The 15,531-nt window shown below is 66.6% G+C and carries 10 protein-coding genes and 1 pseudogene; 3 read left to right on the top strand and 8 right to left on the bottom strand.

Features of this window, described 5'->3' with window-relative positions:
* Positions 1-417 (top strand): annotated as a pseudogene (locus G3O06_RS30940) (glycoside hydrolase family 2 protein); the annotation flags it as partial.
* 46 nt (positions 418-463) lie between these two features.
* Here G3O06_RS30940 and G3O06_RS30935 read toward each other — a convergent pair.
* On the bottom strand, positions 464-1,855 hold the full coding sequence (locus G3O06_RS30935) for a sigma-54 dependent transcriptional regulator (RefSeq protein WP_085037775.1): 1,392 nt from the start codon (positions 1,853-1,855) through the stop codon (positions 464-466).
* Positions 1,856-3,226: 1,371 nt separating this feature from the next.
* Between G3O06_RS30935 and G3O06_RS30930 the strand changes: the two genes are divergently transcribed.
* Positions 3,227-3,892 carry a drug:proton antiporter gene (locus tag G3O06_RS30930; protein WP_241020329.1) on the top strand — a complete coding sequence of 222 codons (666 nt, stop codon included), beginning with the start codon at positions 3,227-3,229 and terminating at the stop codon, positions 3,890-3,892.
* Positions 3,889-5,451 (top strand): mannose-1-phosphate guanylyltransferase/mannose-6-phosphate isomerase, encoded by a 1,563-nt coding sequence (locus tag G3O06_RS30925; protein ID WP_205818482.1) that lies wholly within the window; start codon positions 3,889-3,891, stop codon positions 5,449-5,451. Before G3O06_RS30930 ends, G3O06_RS30925 begins: the two co-directional genes overlap by 4 nt.
* A gap of 27 nt (positions 5,452-5,478) precedes the next feature.
* On the opposite strand, the gene G3O06_RS30920 is transcribed toward G3O06_RS30925, so the two are convergent.
* The 7 genes from G3O06_RS30920 to G3O06_RS30890 form a co-directional block, all read right to left on the bottom strand.
* Positions 5,479-6,768: a hypothetical protein gene (locus G3O06_RS30920; RefSeq protein WP_205818481.1), complete on the bottom strand. Its 1,290-nt coding sequence runs from the start codon at positions 6,766-6,768 to the stop codon at positions 5,479-5,481.
* Positions 6,769-6,854: 86 nt separating this feature from the next.
* On the bottom strand, positions 6,855-8,069 hold the full coding sequence (locus tag G3O06_RS30915; protein ID WP_205818480.1) for a glycosyltransferase: 1,215 nt from the start codon (positions 8,067-8,069) through the stop codon (positions 6,855-6,857).
* A 158-nt stretch (positions 8,070-8,227) separates the two neighbouring features.
* A complete protein-coding gene (locus tag G3O06_RS30910; protein ID WP_205818479.1) occupies positions 8,228-9,394 on the bottom strand; it encodes an acyltransferase in 1,167 nt (388 codons plus the stop codon).
* 112 nt (positions 9,395-9,506) lie between these two features.
* Positions 9,507-11,321, bottom strand: coding sequence for an alpha/beta fold hydrolase (locus G3O06_RS30905; protein WP_205818478.1), 1,815 nt, complete (start codon positions 11,319-11,321; stop codon positions 9,507-9,509).
* A 204-nt stretch (positions 11,322-11,525) separates the two neighbouring features.
* On the bottom strand, positions 11,526-12,734 hold the full coding sequence (locus G3O06_RS50065) for a glycosyltransferase (protein ID WP_205818477.1): 1,209 nt from the start codon (positions 12,732-12,734) through the stop codon (positions 11,526-11,528).
* 119 nt (positions 12,735-12,853) lie between these two features.
* Positions 12,854-14,092: a hypothetical protein gene (locus G3O06_RS30895; RefSeq protein ID WP_174983625.1), complete on the bottom strand. Its 1,239-nt coding sequence runs from the start codon at positions 14,090-14,092 to the stop codon at positions 12,854-12,856.
* Complete coding sequence (locus tag G3O06_RS30890) at positions 14,089-15,528, bottom strand: DUF6418 domain-containing protein (protein ID WP_205818476.1); 1,440 nt, start codon at positions 15,526-15,528, stop codon at positions 14,089-14,091. Before G3O06_RS30890 ends, G3O06_RS30895 begins: the two co-directional genes overlap by 4 nt.
* Between the last annotated feature and the right edge of the window lie 3 nt (positions 15,529-15,531).

Raw genomic sequence — 15,531 nt, 5'->3', positions numbered from 1 at the left:
TTCTTCGACTGGACCTACGCGTACCGCTTCGGGCCCTGCGAGCACGACACCGTCGTCGCAACGCTGCGCGCCGACGACGCCACGCTGCTGTCGCAGGCGTTCCATTTCCCGTCCCGCACGCATCCTGCCGTGCTGGCGCGCCGCGAACTCGGGCTGGAGGCGTGCGTTTCGCGCACCGGCGACACGTGGCACGTCGACATCGACACACGGCACGTCGCGCGGCATGTCCAGATCGATGCGCCGGGCTACGTGCCACACGACGACTGGTTCCATCTCGCGCCCGGCACGCCGGCGCGCGTCGCGCTCGTTCCGCTTGAAATGATCGGGAAGAATGGGGCCGCGGCGGATGTGCCGCCGGCCGTGGAAATCCGGGCCGTGAACGCCGCGCGCACGGTGCGCGCCACGCAGGCCGGTTGACGCAACGCTCGCGGCGGCTGAAAGCCGCGAGCGCCCCTGTCGAATCTCAGTCGGACGAGCCCGTGCCGCGCGGCCGCTCGATCCCGTATGCCTCCATCCAGCGATACAGCGTCGCGCGCGACACGCCGAGTTCGCGTGCCGACGCCGCGACGCGCCCGCGCGTGCGCAGCAGCGCCGTTTCGATTGCCTCGCGCTCGATCGACTTGCGGATGTCGGCCACCGACGGTGACGCGGCATCGAGGCAGTATTCGAGTTCGAGATCCTGCGCGGTAATCAGGCGCCCTTCCGTCATCACGACCGCGCGGCGCACGCGATTGATCAGCTCGCGGACATTGCCCGGCCAGTCGTGCTTGTAGAGTGCCGTGATCGCGTCCGTCGAGAACCCGCGCACGCGGTGGCGCGCGTCGCCGCGGAAGCGTTCGAGCATGTGATGCGCGAGCAGTTCGATGTCCTTGCCGCGCGCGCGCAGCGGCGGCTGGTCGATCCGCATCACGCACAGACGGTGGAACAGGTCCGGCCGGAAGCGCCCTTCCTCCATTGCGCCGCGCAGGTCGACGTGTGTCGCCGACACGATCCGGACATCGACCGGCACCGGATCGCTGCCGCCCAGGCGATGGATCGCGCGTTCCTGCAGAAAACGCAGCAGGCTCGCCTGGCTCTCGTGCGGCAGGTCGCCGATCTCGTCGAGCAGCAGCGTGCCACCGTTCGCCGCTTCGACATAGCCGATCTTGCGCGCGTTCGCGCCGGTAAATGCGCCGCGCTCATAACCGAACAGCTCGGATTGCAGCAGATGGGGCGGAATGGCGCCGCAATTGACCGCGACGAACGGACCGTTGCGGCGCTCCGAATGACGATGGATCGCGACGGCCGTCAGCTCCTTGCCGGTCCCCGTTTCGCCGAATACGAACACCGGTGCGTCCGTGCGCGCGAAGCGCCGCACCGTATCGAACAGCCGCAGCATCGCGCTGCAGGTGCCGACGATGCCTTTCTCTTCCGATTCGAGCCGTTCTCGATCGCGCGCGAACAGGCACTCCATGCCGTACGCATGGCCGACCGTATCGGCGATTCGCTGATGCGATGCGGGCAACGTGACGTAATCGAAGCAATAGTCGCGCAACAGCGCGCGCACGTTCGGCGAAGCCGTCTGGCCGACGTCGACGAGTGCGACCCAGACGACGTCGCGCATCGACGCGCAGGTCGACGCGATGCTGCCGATCGCGTCGGCATGGCCGCCGCTCAGGTCGAGGATGCCGCAGGTGATTTCACCGGACGTGTCGCGCAGCTCGCTCGCCTGCGCGACGATCGACACTTTCCAGTCGCGCCGCGCCAGTTCCTTTCGCAGCATGACGGACGGCGACTGCGTCCAGTAAATCAGCGGACGCTGCCCGTTGCCACTCCCCGCGCCGGCGCTCTTATCGCGCGTTATTGGCATATTCATAACGAACCATCACTTTCTCCACTCCGCGAACCGTTCGCGTGCGCTGCGGCCGGCGGCGCATGGCCGCCTTTCCGCGCTGCGTTTCCGCAGCTTTGGCGAAGATCGAAACTGCACACGGCGAGAGCCCCCGGAGGTCGAGCCGGATGTCATCCGGCCTCGTTGTCATCGAACTCGAAGGGAACGCGCGGCTGCGGGAGCCACGACGTTCCCGCTTTGACGCGACCCGCCATCCAGGCGGAGCGCGTCGGCAGACGGGAATGCCGTCGGCATGTGCGTCACGTCGTACACGACCGTTGCGCACGATGCTGAACCGGATGGCCGCCAACCCGTTCCAGGAATGACTGCCGCATTTCATCCGCTCCTGAATTTACACCCCGTTTCGAGATGGGCTTGTTACCAAAAGATAATCCTGAATCAACCGGTTACGCGACCGGTCGCCCCGCACCACGCGCGTTTGACCACTGAGATTTGATTATCTATGAGCATTCCAGTCAATCAGTGGCAAATACTACTTTTCCGCAAAATGGGGGCGGTCGATTGCCTGTTATTTCCACCGAAATCCCCGGGAAAGGCCGGTACCGCATTCCACTCGCCACATAATCGCGCGCACTGCCGGACGGCCGCATCGTATCGCGACGGCGCACGGCCCGCTCAATCCCCGCTCGTCCGTTACATGCCGTAATCAACCGCACGGCATCGCGCATCACGTTTCGCGGTGCCAACGCACGGCGACACGCATGCCGCTCGAGCCGGGCGTCCGCCGACGAGTCGTCATCGCCACGCGTGAAATCGGTCGTGCCGACGCTCGTCCCCCGCAATGCAGCATCGTGGTCCGGCGCGCGACGCACTGGCACGTCGCGACCGGGTCCGGCGCGCCGTCGGCACGGATGGGGGCTGCCCGTTGTCGTCATCGGCCAGGCTCCATCGCCTGATCGCAAGCGGCAACAACGGCAGATCGCTGCGGTAGCGCATGCGTGCAGACAACGCCATGCGGATGAAGGACGTGTGCACCGCTCGGGCACGCACGCTCCTGAAGGAATTCGACGCGGCTGCACACGGTCGGCCTGCGCGATGCAGCCGACCGCGTGCATGAGAGTGTGCACGGCACCGCCATGCACGATCGGCCCGTCGTGAACGCTCGCAATCTTCAAGTCTGCCCCCGGGGTCTTTATTGACATTCGATGCTGACTGGCCGCGCATCGAGGCGGGCCGCCAGGATGGGTCAATTATGGAAAAGCACCGGCCGCCGCGGTGTGTGCTACCGCACCTTGCGACGCTCGCGCGGCACACCTGGGCCGCGCATGCCGCACCGGCCGGGCGAATCCGGATCGTGAGTACGCTTTCGAACAGACCGGCGCACCGTGCACCCGGATGATGAGGATCGCCGCGCTGCACGGAACGATCGCGTCCGTGCAGCGTGGCGTGCCGAAGGCATCACGCGAGGACAGCATCATGGAATGGCATTGTTGTGAATTCGAACATCTGGGCGCCGTCGATCTCTATGCAATCCTGCGCGCGCGCAACGCCGTGCTGGTGGTCGAGGACGCGCACACGCATCTCGACATCGACGGCAAGGACGCCGGCGCGCTGCATGTCTATGCAATCGTGCGCGACAGCGACACGACGGAAGTCGCGGCATACGCACGCATCCTGCCCGGCGACGACATCGACCCGGACGTCGTGATCGACAAGGTGCTGACGAGCGAAAGCCGCCGCGACGACGATACGCTCGAGCGGCTGATCGAGCGCGCGCTCACCGCCGCGCAGGCGGCATGGCCCGACGCCGCGGTGCGCACGCACGTTCCGGCGCTGCGGCAGGCGTTCTACAAGCGTTTCGGATTCCGCAAGGCCTATGGCCCGTATCTTGAACAGGGTGCGCCATTCGTCGGCCTGGTGCGATCGGCCGACCGCGCCGCAGGCGCGCTGCGCAGCCTGCTGTCCCGGGCCGTTTCCGCCCACCGGCTGCGCAACGACGACGCGCGCGCCGACAGCCGCACGCACAACCGGCAGCCCGCCGACACCGGAGCCAATCGATGACCCGCACCCTTCGCCCGGTTCCCGAGCCCGACCTGCCGCGCATCCTGCCGGTGATTCTCGCGGGCGGCTCGGGCACACGGCTGTGGCCGCTGTCGCGCGAGCAGTATCCGAAGCAGCTGATCGAGCTGATCTCGAACGAATCGCCGCTATCGGCGACGGCGCGCCGCCTGAACGGCATCGCGAACGCATCGCTCGGCGATACGCTGCTGCTGGTCTGCGGCGAACAGCATCGCGTCATGAGTGCCGCACAGGTGCTCGGCCGCGCGGCGCCCGCCCGCATCCTGCTCGAACCGGCCGCACGCAACACCGCGCCCGCGCTGACGCTTGCGGCTCTCGACGCGAGCCAGCTCGCGGACGATCCGGTCCTCGCCGTGATGCCGGCCGATCACGTGATCACCGACATCGGCGCGTTCCAGGACGCGATCGCGCGCGCGGCGCGCTACGCGCAGGAAGGCGCGATCGTCACGCTCGGCGTGCTGCCGCGTCGCGCGGAAACGGGCTACGGCTACATCCAGGTCGGCGAGCCGCGTGCGGGCCGCTGCGGCGGCCAGGGTGGCTACGCAATCGGGCGATTCGTCGAAAAGCCCGATGCGGCGCTTGCCGAGCGCTACCTGCAATCGGGCGACTACTGGTGGAACAGCGGGATTTACGTCACGCGCGCGTCGGTCTGGCTGAAGGCGATCGGCACGCTCGCGCCCGGCATTCTTGCGGCCTGCGAAACCGCATGGCGCGCGGGCATCGCCGAAGATCCTTTCTTCCGGATCGACGCGGCGGCCTTCGACGCGTGCCCGTCGGACTCGATCGACTACGCGGTGATGGAACGCCTCACGGAACACGGCGAACTCGGCATCGAAGGCATCGTGGTACCGCTCGCGGCCGGCTGGTCAGACGTCGGCACCTGGGATGCGATCTGGGAAATCATGCCGAAGGACGATCACGGCAACGTCGCGCGCGGCCCGATCGTGTTCGAGGACACGCAGGACAGCCTCGTGCGCTCGGAGGGCCGCCTGATCGCGTGCGTCGGGATGAAGGACGTCGTCGTGATCGAAACGCCCGATGCCGTGCTGGTCGCGAACAAGCACGACGTGCAGCGCGTGAAGAACATCGTCGAGCGCCTGAAGACCGACCGGCGCCCGCAGGCGAGCGAGCACCGCAAGGTACAGCGGCCGTGGGGACACTACGATTCGATCGATCTCGGCCAGCGCTTCCAGGTGAAGCGGATCGTCGTCGAGCCCGGCAAGCGACTGTCGCTGCAGATGCACTATCACCGCGCCGAGCACTGGATCGTCGTGCACGGCACCGCGAAAGTGACGCGTGGCGACGAGACGTTCCTGCTCTGCGAGAACGAATCGACGTATATCGCGGTCGGCGAAGTGCATCGCCTCGAGAATCCCGGCCGGATTCCGCTCGAAATCATCGAGGTGCAGTCGGGCGACTATCTCGGCGAGGACGACATCGTCCGCTTCGACGATCAGTACGGCCGGCCGACCTGCGCACCGCAGGAGCCGGACGCATCAAAGCCGGCCGCGCTTGCGCTGCCGACGGCGAACGATGCGTGATGATCGTGCCGCCGTTGCCCGCGCGAATCAGCGCACGACGATGGCCGCCGACACGACGTTCTCGATGAACGGCTTGCCGACCGCCTTGATGAAATAGGTGCCCGCGCGGCTGTCCGGAAGCGGAATGCTCGTCGCATCGGCCGGATAGCGGCCGGCCAGCCTGAACGACGCGGTGCCGAGCTGCTCGTACAGCTCGAGATGGTCGACGGTTTCCTGATGGGTGATCCGGACGGTCACGCTCGCACCCACGGGCTGTGCGTCGATCGCGGTACAACTGGCAATGCCGGTTTCGAGCGCGCTCCCCTCCTCGTAGTCGTTCCACGTAATCAGCTGGACGAACGGCAACTGCTGCCGCGTGCTATAGCGCTCGTTGATGCTCTTGAACGTATCGAGCCAGGTTTTTCCGCACGATGGCGCAAGAAAGCGTGGCGCCGCGGCGCCCCACGATGCCTTCGAATCGTCGAACCCGCTCCATGCGCCGCCGACCGTGATCGTGCCCGGCGGCTGGTTCCGCGCGATGTTGTAGAAGCGCTCGCGATACAGCAGGTCGTGCCGCGTGCCGGCTGCCTGCGGCGTGACCCACGACGACGGTTGCGCCCAGACATACGCGCCCTTGCCGTACGGAAGATCGAAGCCTTGCGCCAGCGTATGGATCCAGTAGATGTCGGGATACGCCGCATGAATGCGCGCCCAGTCGGCCTTCCCGACTGCGTCCATCCCGAACTCGGACACGACCGGATGGCCGTCATGACGCAGATACTGATCCGACGTGAAGTATTCGCGGCTGATGTACGCCAGGTTGTTCAGGATCGTCGCGGTCAGGTCGCAGCCGCGACACGGATTGAACTTGAAGGAGCCGCTGTCGATCATGATCGAGAACGTCATTCCGGGAAACTTCGCCAGTTCAGGCAGGGACGCCCGCCATGCCGTGTCGACGAAATGCCCCTCGCCGTACCAGTCGACGATCACGCCGTCGATGCCGCGCGAGCGCATGTCGGCGAAGGTACGAAAAGCCTGGTGCGGATCGTCGGATCGGTAGCCGACGTTCACGCCTCGCGGGTCGGGCCCCCACCACGGCAGGTAATGGGCCAGCACCTGCGTCGTACTGCCCGGGTACAGCAACGTATGCACGTCGATCTTCGATATCGACGACGTGCCGCCGAGCAGGCCGTTCGACGAGCCCTTGAAATCGCGGCTGGCGGACGTATTGGCCGGCGCGAGCGCCGCCACCCGCACGCCGTCATGGCAGTAGCCGTGACCGGCCGACAACGCCAGTGCACCAAGCGCGACCGCCGCGATGCGTCGACATGCCCGCATGACATTCCTCTCGAGTGAGTGTTGCGGCCGCGCGGCGAACGCGCGACCGGTATCGTCGGGCGACGAATCCGCGCCGTGCCCTAGCCCTAGTGCCCCTGCTGCCCGCCGAGCCCCATCCACGACGCGAGCTGCGCCGCGTAGTGCGCAGGCGTGTAGGCCGAACAGTCGTAGTGCCGGCCGGCAGTACGCAGGTGACGGTTCAATTCGTCGAGCGCGCCAGTCAGGCCGGCCGGCGAATTCCGGTACAGGATCTTGTTGCCGATCTCGCTGCCGAACGTCGACAGGCTGCCGATTTCGTGCGCGAGCACCGGCAGCCCCAGCGTCGCCGCCTCGACCATGACGAGCGGCGCGTTTTCGGCCCAGACGGACGGCAATACCAGCGCATCGTGTGCGCGCAGTGCATGAAACAGCGCGTCGTGGCCAAGCCGCCCGGCAAAGCGCAACCGCTCGGCCTGAACCAGATCCTGGTGGCGTGCTTCGAGCTCCGCGCGCAGCAACCCGTCGCCGTACAGCGTCAGACTGCCGATGCGACGGAAATCCGTCCGGCGCGCCAGTTCGATGAACTCGTGAATGCCCTTCTCCGGGTCGAGCCGCCCCACATAGGCAAGATCGAACTGCTCGCGCACACTCACGCGCGGCGGGAACGGCTCTGCCAGTCGGCTCACCGGATTCGGCAGCAACGCGCTGTTCGTGATCCCTCGCTGCGCCAGCGCCGTGCGCATGTACGGACTCGGGCACAGGAACACGTCGAATATGTCGCGCGGATTGCAGTACGCGTACACCGCATGCCAGTGCAGCTTCTTCACCGTGTCGTGGAGACGCCCGCGAGGGCTCGCCAGTGCGAACAGCCGCGCCGGATTCGACAGCGCATCGACCGGAACGGGCACCGGGCGACCGTCGCGATAGGTCAGCATGTTCGGGTTGTAGTACACCAGATGGTAATCGTGGCACGTGAGATACGTGCGGAATCCCTGTTCGCGGCGGCGCCGTGCGAGGACCGGCAGGATCGATTGCGTCAGCAGGTTGTGATAGTTGTGCACGAGCACGTGATGCGGGCGCACCTCGTCGAGCAGCGCCGCCAGCGCGTTCGCCGCGGCGCGATTCCAGCCGCGCGTGAACGCGCCTTCGCCCGGCGCAAAACTCGTCTCGTCGAACGAGTACACGTCGACGTCCGGAATGTTTCGCAGCACCTCGATGGAAGTCTGGTAAACCTCCTCCGCGCCCCCCTTTCTCGCGTAGTCGTTGATGACGACAACACGCGTGGCTTCCGCACGGGAGCCGATCGAAGATAATCCGTTCAATTCGGCATCCGGAACGTCGGTTGAACAATCCGGTATCGCGGCATGCCGCCGTAACCATCAAGCCCGCTTGCACTCGCCAGCATCATTTCCACTCCGTACAGTCCATTCATGTCGGCAACTCGCGATTGCCGTTTCAAGCCGTCATTCGCCCGTGCCCGTCAGTTTCGAACCGGGTCTTGCGCCGCGTTGACCGGACGCGCTCCGATCGGCAGGTCGCCGCGTTGCCGCGACGCGGTCAGGCGGTGCGCAAGCCGCACACAGGGCGCCTCGCAATACCGGTAGCTTGCGTACGACAGCGCAATCAACGGCACGACGGGAACGATCATGTAGACGCCCAGCGGCCACCCGGTCCATCGATAGTATTCGCACAGCCAGTAGAACCCGAACAGCGGGATCGCGTGAAACAGGTAAACCGAGTAACTGACCTCGCCCAGCTTCGCCACCATGCGCAGGCGGACCTTCAATACCGTCGCCATCGCCACGAAGATCGCGACGCCGATCACGTACGCCAGCGACGACGGAAGATGCGTCATGTTGTGATGCCGCCAGTCGTTGGCGGCTCCGATCAGCGCGACGCCGACGATCATCGCCGTCAGCACGCCGACGACGGACCGGTACGTCAGCGCGATGCGGCGGTGTTCACGTCGCCCCCATCGCACCTGCAACACCGCAAGCGGATGGTCGTAGGCCTGACGAAAGCACGCACCCCAGAACATGATCGCGAGGTGGTACGGCATCGCCTTGTACTGGCCTAACGTATTCTCGGGGAACACGTGCAACCCGAGCGTGACCACGAAACCCGCGCAGAGCCCGATGCAGACGAGCGCGAGATCGCGCATCCGGTGCAGCCCGCCCCACCAGAACAACAAGAGACACAGCCCGTAGAAATACAGCTCGGTCTCGAGTGTCCAGTAATGCCCCATGACCGGCTCCTGCCCCAACGCGGTCGGAATCATCGTGGCGTTCGCGACGATCAACCACGCGCTCACCGGTTTTCCGAACAACGTCCAGAAGACCAGGCAACCGACCGGAATCGACAACCAGAATGCCGGATACAGCCGCAGGAAGCGCCGGATCAGGAAGCGTCGCGTGCCCGATCCGGCGGGGCCGCGCAGGCTGACCGGTATCAGCAGGCCGCTGATGCCGAAGAAGACCACCACGCCGATCCGTCCGAAATTGACGGCGCGCTGTAGCGTGTCGAGCCACTGCTGAGCGCCCGCCAGCGGCGCGAACCGCTCGGCGTAGTGGGTCCAGATGACGAGCAGGACCGCGACGGCGCGCATCGCGTCGATATGGTCCAGACGTCCGGGGCTTTCGGGGTTCATCGTCAGGGTCGCGTAGAGGCCGGGCAGTGTCGCCGAAGACAGGCGAGTTACCGTATCACCGCACCGGCTCCCCAACTGTGCGACATCTGACACAGCCTCCGCCGGCCCCGCATCACGCGGGCGATTCAGCCTTGACGATCCGCCCCGCCGGTGCGCGTCGCGCGTCGAGCCCCTTGACGAACTCGCTGCACAGCCCGACCACCGCGTCGACCGCATGCGAGCTGAAGACGCTGTGATCGAGATCGTCGAGCACGACGGCGCGCGCGCCCGAGAACCGGGACAGCCGCTTGCCGCGCGGGCCGAAGTACATCGTCATCAGGTCCAGGCTGCTGTCGTATGCACCGCACACGAACAGCGTGCTCACCTCCTTGCGCTGCAGCGTGCGCAGGATGTCGTGAGGCTCGACCGGCATCGTCTCCGCGCACGACCATCCGGCGATCCGGCGTCGCCACGCGCCGATCCGCACGGCCGCGAGCGTCGTCACGCGCTTCAGCACGAGCCGGACGAACGGCATGATCCTGCGCTTGCCGGCCAGCACCTGTTTCCATTTCTCGAGCTCGAAGAACGACGAACGGTACCCGGCCATCGAATTGGGGCGATGCCGGCGCAGCGCGTCGGTCGACAGGCCGTCGGGCATGTGGAAGCTCTGCAGGTTCACCGATATGACGCCGGACAGCGCCCGCCCCACGAGCGCCGCGCGCAACGCACTGTACGCGCCCGAGCAGATGCCGAACGACACGACGTGCCGATACCCCTGCTCCTTCAGCCAGTGGGCGGCCGTCGAGACGTCCTCGACGACCGCGCTCGAATAGACCGGCTGACGCACGTCGTCCGGCGTGCCGCCGCCGCGTACCGATGAACTGTCGCCGATCCCGCGGCCGTCGAAGCGCAGCGACGCGATGCCGCGTCGCGCCAGCTCCCGCGCGATCCGCACCGACAGCCGGCTATCCCCGACATGCGAGCTGGCCGACGTGTTCGTGATCAGCAGAACCGGCCCACGGTCGTGCATCGCATGCGGCATGCACATGATGCCGAACAGGCCGGCCACGCCGAACCTGACCGGCTGTTCGCAGGCTTCCGGCGTGCGGAGCATCACGCCGGCATCCTTGCCCAGGTTCGATACGGCACGTGGCGGCGGCGCCTGCCGGGCCGCCGCGGCCGCGGCCGCGACCCAGTCGACCACCGCGTCGAATACACGGGTGGGCAGGCTCGAGAACGTGGTCTCCTGCATGAACGCGGCATAGCCCTCGAAGGACCGGTGCTCGACCGAGCCGCCCAACCCTTCGAGCCGCTTGTGCAGCGATTCGCTGCCGCCGGCATTCACGTCGACGATCAGCGTGCCCGATGCCGGCGCGCCGGTGCTGTCCTTCAGTGCGTCGACCGCGTCGAACGCATTGAGCCGTGCGCGGAACTCATGACTGTAGACCTGTCCGAGCACGTTGAATGGCGCGTCCTTCGGCTGCGCCTCCCGCAACGGCGCCGGCAGCTGGTCGAGCCAGATATTGCGCATGATCGACAGCTCGCGCACGTAGCTGCGCCCGCTTGCCACCGGCGCCAGCAGCACGAGTTGATCGACGTCGCATCGATCGGCCGCCAGCAACGCGAATGCCGCGCCCAGCCGCAGGCCGCACAGCGTCACCCGCGCCACGCCCGTTTCGTCGCGTAGCCGCGCGATCGCCGCGCACACGTCGTCGACGGCCGTCTCGAACTGGTCGCTCGCGCCATCGGCACCCTCGGAATCGCCCGTGCCGCGGTAATCGAAGCGCAGCACCGGCATCCCGCGGGCGGACAGGCGGTCCGCCAGATTTCGCATGCCGCCGTGACTCCAGACGGATTCGTGCCCATAAGCGTTGCACAGGACGACGCCCCGCGTCCCGCTGCCCGGATGCAGCCATCCGAACCGCCCGCCAAATATGATCGGTCTCATTTTCTATTAGGTATCGGTGAAGAATGGTTACGGCGTCCTTCGGCCGAACTGCTGAATCGATCGGCCGCGGGACGGCAAATCGCTCACGGAAGACATTCCCCTTTCCGGCGGCCACGCTGCACATGCGCGGTCCGGAAGCCAGTCGTCCGCAAGCCGTTCAGGTCACGACATCGATGCCCTCCTTTGCTGCGCTGCGTGGGCCCGTCACGACGGGCTGTCAGACGGTGGCGCGATCAGCTCGCGCCACCGCCGGTCGAATACCGGCATGCTGAAGTGCTGTTCGCAATACGCGGCGAAGCGCGTCGCCGCTTCCACGACACGATCCAGCTCCGCGGCGGGATCGATGACGAACCGTTCGAGCCGCGCTTCACTCATCGCAAGCGCGTCGTCGTGGAACCCGAGGCCCTCGAAGGCCGCTTCGTTCCCGACCGGCACGCAGCCGTACGACACGGCTTCCAGCACCTTCGACTTGATGCCGCCGCGCAGGAACGCGGGGCACAACGCAATGGAGCACGCGGTATAGACGTCCGCCTGGGTCGGCGCGAATCCAGCAAACTCGACGTTCGGCACGGGATCGTAGCGGCCGGCCATGCGCCCGTAGATCACCAGCGGCGTGGCCGGCCCGACGCGTGCCCACAACGCCACCAGGTACTCGATCGCCAGCCGGTTCTGCAACTGCCGGTCCGAACCGATGAACACGAACCGGAACGGCGCCGCCGGATGCCGCATCGGCATCAGCGCATTCATCGGCGGTGCGATCACGTGCGTCTTCACGGCTTCGGCGTTCGTGAGCGACTGCCGCAATGCGTGCGCGTCCTCCACGGAGACGAGCGTGACGGCATGCGACGACCCGATCGCCGCGCGCTCCTGCCGCTTCAGCGCGAACGCTTCATAGCCCAGGAGTGCGTTGCGGATCAGCCTCGCGTTGGCGAGCCTGACGAACGGCCCCGGCAGCGACTTCTCCAGATATCCGGCCGACAGCGGAAAATCCTGCTCGCGCAGGATGTTCGCGCGGCGCGACATCAGGTCGTCGAAATCCACGACGATCCGGCAGCCGGGCACGCGGTGCCGAACCAGGATCGCGTAGTCCACGAGCCGGATGCCGTCGAAATAGATCACGTCCGGCTTGAATGCGTCGACCGCGCGCAGCAGCGCCGTCCGCTTGCGCGGGTGCGAAAACATCGCCACCTGAAGCGCGCACGGTGCGCCGCGCAACACGCTCCATCCCACCCGCACCGCCGCGCCGATCTTCGCGCGGATACCGCCGTCCTCGAACACCGAGCGGATCTTGAATTCGGCCACTTCCGTGTGGTCGCCGATCGCCTTCCGGATGAAGCTCAGCGTACGCTCCCGCCCGTTCGATACATCCTGCGGAATGTCCCGCGTCATCACCATCAGCACCCGGTTTTTCACGAGCGACCTCCCTATCGATCCGAAACCCTCTTGCCTGCACGCGGCGCCTGCGGATCGCGGCACCCGCGTCCGGCCGGGTGCCGGCGCAACGGGGCCCATGTCCGCATTGAACCGGCCGTTCATGGACGCGCCCTGTTATGGAAAAGATGGCCAAGCACGACGCACCAGAACGCGACGAGCGAGACGGCGATCCCCGTCGACGGCGCATACATCACCAGCGCGCGCGGCATGACGAACGGCGCGGCGACGATCGCCGCGACGATCAGCACCTGCTTGACCATGATGAGCCGGTAGCGGCGCACGGCCAGGAGCCACGTGCTCAGCCCCGCATCGACGAACGTGGCGATCGAGCAGCCGGTCGCGTAGATCATGATCGGCACGCCGTCGACGAACGCGGGCCCGTAGATCATCAGGAACACCTTGCGGCCGATGAACCAGCTGCCGACCCACGCGACACAGCCGACGAGGCCGAGATACAGGCCGAGCTTCAACGCCTTGGCGCGCACCAGCGACTCGGTCCGCGCCGCGAAGACCATGCTCGGCGCCAACGCCAGCGCCAGCGTCGTGCCGACCGAATTCCACTGTTCGACCAGCGACGCCGCCGACGCGTAAATGCCGAGATCGGCCTTGGAGACCAGCACGCCGAGCAGCAGCCGGTCCATGCGCAGCACCAGCACACTGGCCGCGATGGCCGGCCAGATCCGCAGCCCGCGCACGACCAGCGCTTTCGTGACGGCCGCGCTGCCGCGGAACGATTTCGGCGACGTCAGCGCCAGCGCGCGATAGCGGCTGAACGGCGCGGCGGCCGCCACGCATGCCTCGAGCGGCCACGCGAACGCCGCGACGATCACGCCCATCGACGCATGCGCCGCGACGTACAGCCACAGCACGCGGACGCAGCTTGCATAGGCCCTCGCCCGCGTGATGACCCACGGACGGGATTCGGCATACGCCATCAGCGAACCGAGCGCGATCGGCTCCACGATCAGCGCGAAGGCCGCGATCAGCGTGAGCTCGGAGACGCTCGACGGCCGCATGACGATCACCACGATGCCCATGAACAGCAGCATCACGGCCAGCGTCAGCGTGAGCCGCAGACGGAACGCGCGGTAGACGACCATGTGCCGCAAGCGCGGATGCTTGCCGAGGATCGGCTGGATCACCTGCGCACCGAAAATCAGCGCAACGCTGCCGATCACGTACGCGAGCGACAACGCGAACTGCAATTCACCAAACAGGCGCGCGCCGTAGATGTTCGCGAACAGGTGATTGCTCGCGATCGCCGCGAGCGCCCCGATGATCTTTTCGCACACCACGCCCGCGAACGACGAAAACAGAAGCCTGACGAACGCGTTCAAGATGCCCCCGTCCCCATCCATTTCGCGTCGGCGTTCGCGCGCCTTGCGTCGATGCAGTACCACCAGACCAGCGCGATCGCCAAGTAGAACAGCGTGCGCGCGCCGAACAGCGTCCAGTAATCGCCCTGCTGGATCGCATAGGTCGCGTACGCAAAAATCTTCGTGGCCAGCCACAGCATCACGACCCCGCCGCGCATCGCGACCCGGATCAGGATCGCGCTCGCCGCGCCGTAGATCGCGCCCGTCAACGCGACGAAGAGCGCGCCGCCCGCATAGCCGAACCAGTACACGGGCACCGCCACGTTGCCCATCGTGAACGTGACGTCGTCGAACACGTAGGCCTTCAGGATCTCGGGCGTGCCGTACGACAGCATCAGGTCGCGCAGGCCGCTCACCGGCGCATCGCTGAAGAACGTCGGTTCGGTGAACGAGCCCAGCGAACCCACGAAGCGCCCGAACGCCGCCATGCCTCCGAGCGTCGGCGCGCTGAACAGGTGTGCGTCGCCGTCGACCACGTACCACGCCTGCCCCTGTTCGAGAAACCGCGACACCACCGTCTCCGCGATGTCCAGCCCCTGCCCGCGGTACGCATAGAACACGGACACGCTGCCGATCACGAGCGCGATGACCGAGCCGATCCCGAGGTAGCGCATCACCGGCTTGCCGTTCATCGCGTGAATGGCGATGAACGGGATCAGAAACGTCAGGCACACGTGCAGCACGGCCATGAACTGCTCGCCGTGCAACGCTTCGAGCACCAGGTCGGCGACGATCAGGGCGACGGCCCCCCATCGCACGCTCCGGTTCGAACTCGTGCAGAAGGTGCCGAGCAGCACGGCGACGAACGTCTGGTTGTTCAGGAACAGATTGAACAGCGAGCTATTCGACGCGTCGTTGCGCAGCGCGTAGCGGTTGACGCCGCTCAGCACCGCGAAGCCACCCGTCAGGCCCGCCAGCACGCCCGTCGCGAGGATCGCGCCGACCAGCCCCAGCCCGAGCACGACGCTGACCGGCTGGCGCGTCATCCGCGCGCGGATCGGCACGTGCACCAGGCGCTCGTTCAGGAACCGCTCGAACGCGAACAGCGCGCACGCGACGAAGATCGCGTAGAACGACAGCAGCCGGCTGAACGCGCCGTTCGCGACACCGAAGATGTCCGTTTCCCGCAGGAATCCGCCGGATTCGATCCCCACGCCGGCCACGAACGCGGTCAATCCGATCACCAGCGTGTAGAGCATCGATACGGCGAACACCGGGCGGGCAACAACCAGAGCGACCAAACCCGCGACCGCCACCAGCAACGTACAGGTCGCGCTCGGTTCCATCGCGCCGAGCGCCGGCAGCATCGCATTGATCGTCAATGCGAGGATGAACAGCGTCGACACGGCCAGCCCCGTGAAAGCCGCGGCCCGGCCGTCGGCCTGAATCGTTCGCATCGC

The organism is Burkholderia sp. Ac-20345, from assembly GCF_017104825.1.
Lineage (GTDB): Bacteria > Pseudomonadota > Gammaproteobacteria > Burkholderiales > Burkholderiaceae > Burkholderia > Burkholderia lata_B.
The sequence above is the reverse complement of the archived record's forward strand: the minus strand, read 5'-3'. Positions and strand labels throughout refer to the sequence as shown.